We start from the raw sequence: 9910 nt of genomic DNA, 5'->3' as shown, positions 1-9910 counted from the left end.
CAGGCAGGCCATCGCCAGTTGCGTGTGGGCGGCGTAGGACAGGCCCATGCTGCCAATCTTGCCGTTGCACCACGGCTGCTCGACGATCCAGGCCAGGGTGTCGCAACCGTCTTCGCCCTCGGCGGTGTATTTGGTGAACACGCCTTCGGAGGCATAGCGCCCGCGGCAATCCTGGAAGATCGCGACAAAGCCCTGGGCCGTGAACCGCGCGGCCATTTGCTCGCGGGAAATATGCTGGCCGTCGAGCTGGATTTCCGAGCGCGATGGTTTGCTCTTGTCGTACGGGGTGCGTTCGATCACCACCGGAAAAGGGCCTGGACCGTGGGGCAAGTAGATATCGGTGGCCAGGTGGATGCCGTCGCGCATGGCGATCATCTGGTTGTGCAACGTTTGCATGGGAAAAACACTCATGGGGTCAGTACCCGGTGCCTACGGCAATGGCCAACAACACCATCGCCAGCACCGCATAGATCAGAAACAGCGGCAGGATGTAGCGTGCCCATTGGCCCCAGCCGACGTTGGCGGTGGCCAGCAATACCAACAGGCCGCTGGAGGTCGGGGTGATCATGTTGGTCAGGCCGTTGCCCATCAAAAACGCGAACACCGTGGTTTGCGGGCTGACGCCGGAGAGCTGTCCCAGCGGCCCGAAGATCGGCATGGTCACCGCCGCCTGCCCCGAGGTGGACGGGATCAGTACATCCAGGCCCAGTTGTGCGAAGAACATGCCGTAGGCCGAGACCACCGGGCCATGATCGCCCACCAGATTGGCGAGGCTGTTGACGATGGTGTCGAGCACCTGGCCGGTGCTGAGGATGATTTCCACGGCGGTCGCCAGGCCGATCAACACACCGGCGATCAGCACCTTTTTCATGCCGTCGACAAAGGCGCTGGCGGCGGTGCTGGCGCCAAGCCCGGCGATCACCGTGAAGGCCACGGTTAGCAGCAGGTAGAACGCCGACAGCTCGTGGTATTTCCACTCCCAGCGGTTCGAGGCGTACACCAGGAAACCAATGCCGGCCCCCAGCACGATCAGGTTCAGCAGGTGGCGCAGGGGCAGCGGCTTGCGTTCGAAGGTGATCTGCGCGCTGGCATCAAACCCATGCTTGCGGATACTCCACAGTACGAACGCGATGCCCACCAGCAGGAACGTGCAGTAGGCCAGGACGCGCATGCTCAGGCCGCTGAAAATCGGCAGCCCCACCATCGGCTGCGCCACGGACAGCGCCACCGGGTTGGAGATGGAGGCCAGGTAGCCGATCTTCACCGAGATGGCCACGATGGCCAGGCCGATCAGGTTCGACAGCCCCAGGCGGTTGGCCATGGCCACCATCAACGGCACGATCAGGATGAATTCCTTGGCCAGGCCCATGAAGGTGCTGCCGGCGGAAAACACCAGCATCAGGCTGGGCACCAGCACGTAGATATTGCCCCGGGTCAGCCCCAGCAGGCGTTCAAGACCGGCATCAATCACACCGGCCTTGTTCAACACGCCGAACATCCCACCGATGAACAGCACCATGAAAATCAGCGCAGCGCGTTTTTCGATGCCTTGGGGAATGGCCATGAAGCCCTCGACCAACGATACCGGCCGAGCGACCGTATCGCTGGCCTTGCGCGGTTCGAGGGAGAACAGTTGGCCCAGGGAGTCGTGCTTTTCCAGCACCTGATAGGAGCCCGGAACCACCAGGCCGTTCTGGCGCTGGAACTTGCCCGAGTTCACCGCGTAGGTGAAGGCGACAGCCAGCAGCACGATGCTCAACAGAATGATGGCCGGGTTGATCTGCTTGCGCTGCGCGGGTTTTTCCACCGGCGTTTCAGTGGGCGAGTGGGTACGGACGATCTGCGGTTCGGTCATGCTGGTTGCCCCGGTGTGCGCTGTTATTGTTGTGTCGGGTGACACTTGTGGAGCGGACACTAGGGCAAAGTTTTAACGGCGACAACGTTATGCGCGGGCTGGGTTGGGCTATGCGTTTTGTGCGGCCAGGCGGTGCTTGAGGTGCTCGGCAAACGCCGTCACCACCTTGGACCTGGGTTCATCCGCGCGAAACGCCAGGCCGAATGCATAGGGCAATGCCGGTCGAAACGGGCGGACCACAATCGGCAAATGCATGAAGTGGCTGGCCAGCAAACCATTGACGATCGACACCCCCAACCCCTCGGCGACAAAACTGCATGCGGCGCCCACCGAGTGCACTTCCACCCGCACCTGGGGCGTCAGGTTGGCTGCGCGAAACACCTGGTTCAACTCCGCCCGCAGGGCCCGTTGCCGGCCCAGCATTACCAGCGGCACGTCCCGCAAGTGTTGCACTTCGATGCAGGCGTGGCGGGTCAGCGGATGGTCAGCGGGCATCACGCACACGCCTTCTGTTTCCAGCACCGGTTCAATCTCGAAGTCGGGAATCTCGGTAGGCAAGCGCACAAAACCGAGGTCGGCGGAGCGGTCGAGCACGGCCCGTTCGATCATGTCGTAGGAACCGGTCAGCAGCTCGACCACGATGTCTTCCCGGCCCTTGAGAAACTCGGCGACGATCCGCGGCAACAGCTCCTGGGTCATGCTGGTGGGCACCCCGACCTTGATCAGGCTCTTGCGCGAACGGCCCACGCGCATCTCATCTGCCAGGCGCTGGATACGCTGCATGCCGTCGACCAGGCCGGCCACTTCGGCGAGCAGTTCTTCAGCCTCCGGGGTCGCCATCAAGCGGCCTTTTTTGCGCAGGAACAACGCGAAACCCAATGCCTCTTCCAGCTGGCTCAACAACCGGCTGACCGCGGATTGCGACAGGCCCATGCGGGTCGCCGCACCGATGGTCGAACCGGTGGACATGATCGCCTTGAAGGCTTCGAGCTGCTTGAGATTCACCGTGATTTTCCTGTGGTTTGAGGGCTTTGCGCATAGCCTGATGCGCTTCTCGCATAACGTTGCCGGGCGTTCGAGGAGCCGTTAGTGTCCGCCGCAATGCGACGCGCCGTCCAGCGTATCGCAGGCAGCAACTGCCTATAAAAAACCACAATACGGCATTCGGGAGACGGTTATGCGTGAGCTTTTCACGAGGGGAAGAGTGGTGTGCACGGGCTTGCTGGCGAGCCTGTCACCGGCACTGATGGCCCAGGGTTTCTGGGAGGATTCCCACGGAAAATTGACCTTGCGCAATTACTATTTCAACGACGGTTACCGCGACGGCGGCGAGGACCGCAAGGAGTGGGCCCAGGGCTTTTTGCTCAACCTGCAATCGGGTTATACCGAAGGCACGGTGGGTTTCGGCCTGGATGCGTTGGGGCTGTCGGGGATCAGGCTCGACTCCAGCCGCGCCCATGCCGGCACCGGGCTGTTGCCGGTGCACGACGATGGCCGCGCGGCCAGCGAATTCTCAAGCCTGGGCGTGACCGCCAAGATGCGCATCGGTGAAGCCGTGGTGAAAACCGGCACGCTGCTGCCGAAGATTCCAGTGCTGGTGTACAACGATGGCCGGCTGTTGCCACAAACATTCCAGGGCACTCAAGTCGAGTACAGCGGCGTCCGTAACCTGTACGTGCACGCCGGGCACCTGGACAAGTTCAAGCTGCGAAACTCGACCGACAGCGTGGACATTTATCCCCAGGGTTACAGCGGCAAAAAGGGCAGCGACTTTGATTTCGCCGGCGCCACCTATGCCTTCACGCCCAAGCTAAGCGGTACCTGGTACTACGGCGAAATGCGTGAATTCTATCGCCAGCAGTTCTTTGGCCTGGTGCATAAGCAGCCAGTGGGTGCCGGCAGCCTGACCAGCGACTTGCGTTACTTCATCAGCAACGAAGCGGGCGAGGCACGCAATGGCAAGGTCGACAGCGACATGTTCAGCGGGTTGTTCACCTACCGGCTAGGGCCGCAGGCGCTGGGCGTGGGTTATCAGAAAGTCACCGGCGATACCGCGTTGCCCTACGCCAGCGTGTCGACCGTGTATTCCTTCAGCAACGCCGGCGTCGGCAAATTCATCCAGGCCGGTGAGCAAACCTGGATGCTGCGTTATGACTACGACTTTGCCGCCGTGCTGCCGGGCCTGACCTTCATGACCCGTTACTACAAGGGCCAGAACGGTGATTTCAAGGGCCGCGAAGCCCGTGAGTGGGAGTCGGACACCAACCTGCGCTACGTGATCCAGGACAGCACCTTCAAAGGCGTAGGCATCGAGTTGCGCAAGGCCACGTATCGCTCGACCTATGCGAGCGATCGTGACAACTACCGGATCTACCTCACGTACGACCTGGCGCTGTGGTGACAGGCCCTACTGCTCGACGAAATAGTACGGCTGACGGTTGATCGCCATCTCCTTGACCACCCTCACCGGGACGTTCAGCCGGTCAGTATTGTCCACCAGGGCTACGTTGCCGGGCTTGGCGGCGAGGTAACTCTTGAGTTCCTCCGGCGTTTGCAGAATCGTCAAATAGGCCTGCATGTAGAACACCCCGGCGCCGGCGATTCGCTCGTTGGCCTGATACAGCACCACTTCCTTGCCCTGCGCCTGCATCGCCTGGATCTGGCTGATCACCGGCACAAACGACTGGCGCACATCGGCCTTGGGCGCGAACCAGAAAGCGGCAATCAGGTAGCAGGCCACCACCACGGTGAAGAAGCCACCTACCAGACCCCGCCGGTTTTCATAAACGTGTTCGGCAACGTGTGAAACCTGCCCACGACTTTTCAGCCAGCCCAGCAGCACGCCGCCATACTCGGCGGCCAGCACCGCAGCGGCGGGTGTCAGCGCCATCAGGTAAACCGTGCGCTTGCTGGAGGCGAACGTCAGCAGGGTGAACTGCGCCACCAGCCATATGCTGAAAAACAGCCGGTAGCGGTTACGCACCAGGCTTTTGCGGAAGTGCCACAGCCCCAGGTACACCAGGATGTTCCACGGCAAAAACGCTTCGGGCAATTTGACGATGTAGTAATAGAACGGCTCGTAGTGGCCGGCTTCGACAAACGAACCGCTGAAGCGCCCGACGCTATTGGTCAGCAGCACTTCACGTACCCCCTGCAACCCATCGCGCTGGTACAGGAAACCCAGCCAGATCATCAGCGGCACCAGCGCCAGCAGCGTGAACAGCCCGGGTTTGATCCAATCGCCGAGCTTGAAGCGTTTATCCATCAGGCTGGTGCTGGCCAGATAGACGAAGATCACCACGCCCGGCATGGCCAGGCCCAGAACCCCTTTGCTCAAGGTGGCGATCACCATCCCGAGGGTGAACAGCAACCAGGTGCCCAGGTTGGAACTGTCACGCTCCGACGCGGGCCGAGCGGCCTGATAGAACGCCAGCAGAGCCATGGTGACCCCGAGGGTGAGCAGCGAATCCTCACCCACACCGCGCACGTTGCTCCAGTAACTGGCCATGGTCGCCAGCATCAGGCCCGCGACAAACGCCAGCGTCTTGGGCCGGCCAAACTTGCGCAGCATCCCGTACAGCAGCATCACACTGAACAGCCCGGCAAACGCCGACGCCAGGCGCACTGCCCATGTGGTACCGCCAAACAGGCGAATCGCACCGGCGTCGAGCCACAGGCTCAGCGGCGGTTTCTCCAGGAAGGGTTCACGGAACAGTCGCGGCACCACCCAATCGTTATCCAGGTGCATGGCCATGGCGATCCCGGCCACACGGGCCTCGGTCGAGCCTTGCAACTCGTGATTGCCAAGGGCAAAGAAAAACAACAGCGCAGCGAGCAGGAGCAGCAGAGGAGCGGAACGCGTCATGGATTCTGGCTACCGGGGCAGGGGGCCGTTCGGGGGAACGGCCCGGGCGATCGGCGAGTATACGAGGGCGATTCTTAATAATTCGTGAATGAATGTGAGGTTTTTGTAGGGTCAGGGTTGTTTCAGCAGTGGCCAGTGGGTTAGCCAGCGTTTGGAGGTGATGCGTTGTTGGTAGATGGCGTGTTTTTCCTGGGTGAAGCGGGGCGTGGGTTTGAGTTGGAGATTGAACAGGTCTTCCAGGCCGAGAGGGGCTGAAACTTCACATAGGTCTTCTGCGGTTCTCCTGACGGCTACTGCGGTGGCGGTTTCGGGCCAGAAGCGCATGGCATCGCTGGCGTCTCGATAGGGCGCATCGCCGTTTCGCAGGTGCATGCGGGCCTGGTTCTTGACGGACCAGTCGATGGAGGGTTCTGCTGCATGTAACAGGGCTTCGAGGCGGCGGTCTTCGTCGGGGTTGGTGCAGGTGGCGTCGAACCACAGTACGTCGACGTCACCGGTCAGTGGTGATAGGGGGCGACCGTGGAGGTGATCCCATACGGCGTTACGTACGAAGCCGGCGCCGATCCAGTAGTCGGGGAGGGCGAGGGCGCGGACGACGGCCAGTAGGTGCCAGCGTTGGACATCGCTGCTGATCAGTGTCTGGAGGGCTTTCTCGCTCAAAGGATTACGGCCTCTTTTACAACAATCCCCAGGTCATTGCTGACTTTCACCACCCTCACCTCATCGCGATAACCGATCCACGTGGGGCGGCAGATTTTAATCGTATTATTCAGCTCAGCATCGAAGACCGTGATTCCGCTGCAGCTTTTACTGCCGCCTGACGAATATTCGTAGTGAGCCGTATAGCTGCTGCGGGTGCCGCCCGAACATAAAATGGCCAACGAAAACAGCGTCACCGAGACCAGCGTGCATAAGATGAACATCCCGGCAAACGCCTTAAGCAGGGTCCATTTTTTTTCGAGCCGCAGCTGAGGTTTTCTTACCCGCCAGACAATCACGGACGCAGCCAGGGTCAGGACGAGAGATACGGATACACAGGCTTTCTCCGCGACCGGTTTGAAGTGGATGGCGGGTGAGATGGTGAACTGCCATATAAACAGCACGGCCAACAGAAGCTGTACGCCCAGCACGACAGGTATCAGGTAGGCGTAGGAATTCTTGTTCACTGCGGCACACATCCTTATGTTTCAACAAAGGTGGGGTTTATCTTAAAAGAAAATAGACCCTCACCTTTTTCTTACTTTTGGGGCGCTCAAACGGATCGTCATGTTTCCTGTCAGGAAACGGACCTTCCCGTAGCTTCTGAATCTGCCGTTGGCACAAGAATGTCCAATGCGCGCTTCACCAGCAACTCACCGAGGACGCTCAATTGCTGGGAGGCGAGGAGTTTATGGCGAAAGGCGCCATCGAACTCGAAAGCCAGGTCGGTAGTGAGCGCGTTCAGTGAGGCGAGGGTTTCGCAGGCCTGTACGAGCAGGGTTTCGGGGTCGATGTTTTGGGCGATACAGAAGATATCCGTGCCGGATTGGCTGGGGCATGGAGGGTTGGGGCTGTGCTTTTTCATGACTGCAACTCCTTGATTGGTGGAGTCGCCAGACATCGCTGCTAAACGAAAAGGGTGGCGACTGTACGCGGGTTAGCAGACCAGGAATCAAGGAACCCAGCGCACTCGAAAGTGCCCCACGCACAGCCGCCATAACGCGGACTAGCGAACGCGGATGCTCGCTTGAACGGATGGTGGCATTGCATGCCTTGATATTAACCGAGCTGCTAAACCCGGTCGCTGATTTTGCAGCGACGTTTCAAGGCTAGTCGTGTCGATTGATGAGCACCAGTTCACCAAGGGCGCGATGTCTTGCGGGAAAAATCCGAAGGGCCATTCGGCGGTGTGTTTTCAGGAGCCCAGAACAGCAAAACCCGCACGAGGCGGGTTTTGGTGGTGCTTCGTATTTGGTGGAGCCGGGGGGATTTGAACCCGCGTCCATTGCTTGAATTACAAGGCTTTCAGCCTTCAAGCTGCCATTTTGCTGTCATTACAAAAAGCATTGTTGAGGGGGCTCACTGTGTCGGCTGGCTATTTTTCTGGGGGTGGCCAGCGAGCAATAGAGTGTGCTCGTGAACCCTAAATTTAACTGGTTGTCTATACAGTAATTCGTTATGATTTGTACAGGAACGAGGCATGCTGCGCGTGTCAAGGATAAATTGACTTTGCCCCTTGACTTCGGCAGACTCACGCCTCATTTTTACTTAGCAAGATGCTAACAATGACAGGGGGGCATTTATGACAACGGCAACAGCTGTAGCTCAGGCTTTCCTTGACCTGGCTGCCCATGAGGGGCGTGTTCTCACGAATATGAAGCTTCAGAAGCTTGTCTTCTTTGCGCACGGCGTGCATCTCGCCGCGTATGACGGCTGTCCTCTAATTGAGGAGCCAATTAGGGCGTGGGATTTTGGCCCTGTTATTCCGACACTTTACGAAAAGCTTCGAAATTTTGGGAAAGGAGCCGTCAGCCCCGTAATTGCGCCAGAGGAGCGAACGCTCGACCCAGACGGAACTGAATTCCAGGCAATTCGGAGTGTTTGGGAAGCCTACAAAACTTATGATGCTTGGACGCTTTCTAACATTACTCACCAAGTAGGAAGCCCGTGGAGTAAGGTTTGGGAAAAGTGTAAATATGACGACATCCCCAACGATGTTATTCGTGAGTATTATCAAGGAAGAGTAAAGCGGAAGCATGCCACCAGCGCCGGATGAGCCCCAAGAGGGTCCTGACACTACATATGTACAGGATCCTCTGCCACCCCTAGAACTAGAGTTTTCTCCTGAGGAAGAGCTTCTACAGGGCGGTTCGCGCGCGGAGTCCGCTGGCGATGATACTTTTGGCCAACCACTGGACTTTATCCGTTATAGAACGCTGATGGCTAAAGTGGAGGAGCTGGAACATCAGCTAAAGGAGCGCCGCCAGCTTCATAAACTCCGAAAAAAACACTCAAGCCGACTATTTGGATTAACGATTGTTTGGATTGTTGTTGTTTGGATAGTTGTTTTGTTTCAAGGTTTTGGACAGTGGTTTACTCCTATTTTTTCCGGGCTGGACTACATTAAGTTTCACCTCTCCGATACCGTCGCGGTGGCATTCATAACTTCTACCACTGCCACGGTTTTAGGGTTGTACGGTATCGCTGCCTATTGGTTGTTTGGGAAGCCTAAAAAGGAAGAAGCAGATCCGGAAAAAACTGAGAAAAAGTCGACTTAGTTTTCAATGGTCGAACACTTGGTGTTCACAGCTTAATGGGCTTCAGTTAGTACTTTTTGAGCAGAAGCGCTGTCTGATAGATCTCAACACTAGCGAAAGCTTTTTCTGCCTTGCCGCCTGCTTCGTCATCGGCCGATGGCATCCATCGTCCATATACCCTCGCAATCATAGTCCAGTCAGTGTGCCCCATCTGTTTGGCCACCCACATCGGATGCTCTCCGGCTGAGAGCATCATCGAAGCGTAGGTATGCCTGGTCTGATATGGCCTTCGATATCTGACGCCAGCCTTCTTCATCGCCGGCACCCACATCGTTTTTCGGATCGGCCCATCGCCAGTCCAGCGCTCAAGCGTGCGTGGATTCTGGAAGACTTCGGCGTCAGCCAAAAAGGTATGTGCCTTTTGCGCCTTCAATGCCTCCAATGCCGGCCGGAGCAGCTTCACGCTCCTGCGCCCGGCGGCAGTCTTCGTGGTCTCTGCCTTACCCTTGCCGGCCTGAGTCATCGCCCGGCTCACCATGATCTCTTCGCGCAGCCAATCGATATCGCCCCAGTCCAGAGCCACCAGCTCACTGGTTCGAAGGCCGGTCCATAGTGCGAACTGCATCATGTTGCGCGCCTGTCCGGATACCAGTTCAGTTGCTGGAACAGGAATGATCCGAACTATGCCTACCTCAGTGGCGCCAAGCAGATTCCGTTCCGGGAGCTTGCCGAGGCGCAGATCGTGGCCGACCAGGTGATGACGGGCTCGGTACCGGACCCCACGGGGGGCGCAACGCATTACTACGCGACGACCATGGCGAAGCCTCCGGCCTGGGCGGCGAAAGCCAAGCAGACATTGCGCCTCGGGCGTCACGTCTTCTTCAGGGATGTGCCATGAGGGTGGCTGTGCAGAACCTGCTCGGCCTGCTGGTGGCGCTGCTGAGCGCCTTCGGG

At 58.6% G+C, this 9910-nt stretch carries 10 protein-coding genes and 2 pseudogenes; 4 read left to right on the top strand and 8 right to left on the bottom strand.

Translation table 11 applies throughout. The features are described 5' to 3' along the window. From HX846_RS12050 to HX846_RS12040, 3 genes are all read right to left on the bottom strand, one after another. Positions 1 to 396: CocE/NonD family hydrolase (locus tag HX846_RS12050; protein ID WP_178965447.1), on the bottom strand; the 396-nt coding region annotated here is incomplete at its 3' end. A gap of 19 nt (positions 397 to 415) precedes the next feature. Beyond that, positions 416 to 1855, bottom strand: a complete 1440-nt coding sequence (locus HX846_RS12045; protein ID WP_177028365.1) for a YfcC family protein — start codon at positions 1853 to 1855, stop codon at positions 416 to 418. 108 nt (positions 1856 to 1963) lie between these two features. Continuing rightward, positions 1964 to 2860, bottom strand: a complete 897-nt coding sequence (locus tag HX846_RS12040) for a LysR family transcriptional regulator (protein ID WP_003212270.1) — start codon at positions 2858 to 2860, stop codon at positions 1964 to 1966. Positions 2861 to 3032: 172 nt separating this feature from the next. On the opposite strand from HX846_RS12040, the gene HX846_RS12035 reads away from it, so the two are divergent. Continuing rightward, entirely contained in the window at positions 3033 to 4256 is a 1224-nt protein-coding gene (locus tag HX846_RS12035) for an OprD family porin (protein ID WP_178965446.1), read from the top strand. A 6-nt stretch (positions 4257 to 4262) separates the two neighbouring features. Here the strand turns inward: HX846_RS12035 and HX846_RS12030 are convergent, their stop codons facing one another. The 4 genes from HX846_RS12030 to HX846_RS12015 all read right to left on the bottom strand — a co-directional run bounded on the left by HX846_RS12030 (position 4263) and on the right by HX846_RS12015 (position 7284). Beyond that, positions 4263 to 5720 (bottom strand): glycosyltransferase family 39 protein, encoded by a 1458-nt coding sequence (locus HX846_RS12030; protein ID WP_178965445.1) that lies wholly within the window; start codon positions 5718 to 5720, stop codon positions 4263 to 4265. 111 nt (positions 5721 to 5831) lie between these two features. After that, complete coding sequence (locus HX846_RS12025; protein WP_178965444.1) at positions 5832 to 6380, bottom strand: nucleotidyltransferase family protein; 549 nt, start codon at positions 6378 to 6380, stop codon at positions 5832 to 5834. After that, positions 6377 to 6886 (bottom strand): hypothetical protein, encoded by a 510-nt coding sequence (locus HX846_RS12020; protein WP_178965443.1) that lies wholly within the window; start codon positions 6884 to 6886, stop codon positions 6377 to 6379. The genes HX846_RS12025 and HX846_RS12020 overlap by 4 nt, the downstream gene beginning before the upstream one ends. Before the next feature lie 110 nt (positions 6887 to 6996). Then, positions 6997 to 7284 (bottom strand): DUF6124 family protein, encoded by a 288-nt coding sequence (locus HX846_RS12015; protein ID WP_178965442.1) that lies wholly within the window; start codon positions 7282 to 7284, stop codon positions 6997 to 6999. 717 nt (positions 7285 to 8001) lie between these two features. Here HX846_RS12015 and HX846_RS12010 point away from each other — a divergent pair. Together HX846_RS12010 and HX846_RS12005 are read left to right on the top strand one after the other, a co-directional pair. Continuing rightward, positions 8002 to 8475 (top strand): Panacea domain-containing protein, encoded by a 474-nt coding sequence (locus tag HX846_RS12010; RefSeq protein ID WP_177019327.1) that lies wholly within the window; start codon positions 8002 to 8004, stop codon positions 8473 to 8475. Next, entirely contained in the window at positions 8456 to 8977 is a 522-nt protein-coding gene (locus HX846_RS12005) for a hypothetical protein (RefSeq protein ID WP_177019328.1), read from the top strand. Before HX846_RS12010 ends, HX846_RS12005 begins: the two co-directional genes overlap by 20 nt. 46 nt (positions 8978 to 9023) lie before the next feature. Here the strand turns inward: HX846_RS12005 and HX846_RS12000 are convergent. Beyond that, a pseudogene (locus HX846_RS12000) lies at positions 9024 to 9605 on the bottom strand (site-specific integrase); the annotation flags it as partial. On the opposite strand from HX846_RS12000, the pseudogene HX846_RS11995 reads away from it, so the two are divergent. After that, positions 9603 to 9854 (top strand): annotated as a pseudogene (locus HX846_RS11995) (cell wall hydrolase); the annotation flags it as partial. The pseudogenes HX846_RS12000 and HX846_RS11995 sit on opposite strands and share 3 nt — an antisense overlap. Positions 9855 to 9910: the final 56 nt, after the last annotated feature.

This window comes from Pseudomonas sp. K5002 (assembly GCF_013386655.1).
Classification (GTDB): Bacteria; Pseudomonadota; Gammaproteobacteria; order Pseudomonadales; family Pseudomonadaceae; genus Aquipseudomonas.
Note: the sequence above shows the minus strand (reverse complement) of the source record. Positions and strands in the feature narration are given on the sequence as shown.

Excerpts from the sequence above, each read along its gene's own strand:
- HX846_RS12030 (WP_178965445.1), bottom strand. The coding sequence starts at position 5,720 with ATGACGCGTTCCGCTCCTCTGCTGCTCCTGCTCGCTGCGCTGTTGTTT.
- HX846_RS12045 (WP_177028365.1), bottom strand. The coding sequence starts at position 1,855 with ATGACCGAACCGCAGATCGTCCGTACCCACTCGCCCACTGAAACGCCG.
- HX846_RS12005 (WP_177019328.1), top strand. The coding sequence starts at position 8,456 with ATGCCACCAGCGCCGGATGAGCCCCAAGAGGGTCCTGACACTACATAT.
- HX846_RS12015 (WP_178965442.1), bottom strand. The coding sequence starts at position 7,284 with ATGAAAAAGCACAGCCCCAACCCTCCATGCCCCAGCCAATCCGGCACG.
- HX846_RS12010 (WP_177019327.1), top strand. The coding sequence starts at position 8,002 with ATGACAACGGCAACAGCTGTAGCTCAGGCTTTCCTTGACCTGGCTGCC.
- HX846_RS12035 (WP_178965446.1), top strand. The coding sequence starts at position 3,033 with ATGCGTGAGCTTTTCACGAGGGGAAGAGTGGTGTGCACGGGCTTGCTG.